1 protein-coding gene and 1 pseudogene are annotated in these 1,205 nt (G+C 75.3%); both read left to right on the forward strand.

Features of this window, described 5'->3' with window-relative positions; all coding sequences use genetic code 11:
* Nucleotides 1–663: pseudogene (locus AB0C29_RS49360) on the forward strand (ABC transporter permease); the annotation flags it as partial.
* A partial coding sequence (locus AB0C29_RS49365; protein WP_360835430.1) for an ATP-binding cassette domain-containing protein occupies nt 660–1,205 on the forward strand: 546 nt, incomplete at its 3' end. The pseudogene AB0C29_RS49360 and the gene AB0C29_RS49365, both read left to right, overlap by 4 nt.

Consider the following 1,205-nt stretch of genomic DNA (forward strand, 5'->3'; position numbering starts at 1 on the left):
GTCGTGCTGCCCGCTCAGGCGTTGCCGGTCGCGGCGCAGCCCTTGCAGTTCAACCGGTTCGTCGTCGCGGGCCCGGACGCGGACCCGGACGCGCTGCGTCGCGCCGGGGACGCCGGGCAGCTCGCGTACCGGACCAGCGGGCTCGGTCAGGCGCCGGCTGACTGGGCGCTGCCACCGACAACCGTCACGACGTGGCAGGGCCAGCGAGCGTCGCTCGAGGACAGCGGGGTCAACCGGGTGCTCAGCTTCACCTTCACTGCCGGTGCCGCCAGCGCGGTCCTGCTGGCTCTGCTGGCCGTCGCCTTCGCCGTGCTCGCCGGTGCGCCGGTCCGCGGCGCCACGCTGTCGCGGCTGCGGACCCTGGGACTGTCCGCCGGTCAGGGACGCAGGCTGCTGCTGTACGAGCTCGTACCGCTGCTGACCGTCGCCCTGGTCGCCGGCGGCCTGGTCGGCGTCGCACTGCCGAGGCTGCTCGGTCCCGCCCTGGGACTGTCAGGATTCACGGCGGGGGTGCCGGCCCGCGACCGCATCGACCCGGCGCTCGTCGCCGCCGTGCTCGCCGTGGTGATGCTCGCCGTCGCCGCGGCGCTGCTGGTGGAGAGCGCCGCGAACCGCCGGATGCGCCTGGGCGAGGCGCTGCGGCTCGGAGGGGAGTACGGATGACCGAGGATCTCGCCGCCCTGGAACGCCGCGCGGCACAACGGGCGGCCGACCGCGCGGGTGGCGCCGACCGGCTGGCCGGGCACATCGTCTGCGACGGCCTGGTGCGCATCTACAAGACCGACGGCGTCGAGGTCGTCGCCCTGCAGGGCCTGGACCTCGTCGTCGACCGCGGGGAACTGCTGGCCATCGTCGGCGCGTCCGGCTCCGGCAAGTCCACCGTGCTCAACATCCTGTCCGGGCTGGACGTGCCGACCGCCGGCGTCGCCCGGGTCGCCGGCTACGACCTGCTCAGCATGTCGGCCAAGAGCCGGCTCGCGTACCGGCGGCGGACGGTCGGCTTCGTGTGGCAGCAGACCGCGCGGAATCTGCTGCCGTACCTGGATGCCCGGGAGAACGTCGAGCTGCCGGTGCGGCTGGCCCGCGGCAGCCGCAAGGCGGCCCGGGCCCGCGCCGACGAGCTGCTCGAGCTGGTCGGCCAGGCCGATCAGGCGGACCGCCGGCCCGCCCGCCTAAGCGGCGGCGAGCAGCAGCGCTGCGCCGTC

Source organism: Actinoplanes sp. NPDC048791 (assembly GCF_040650095.1).
Taxonomy (GTDB): domain Bacteria; phylum Actinomycetota; class Actinomycetes; order Mycobacteriales; family Micromonosporaceae; genus Actinoplanes.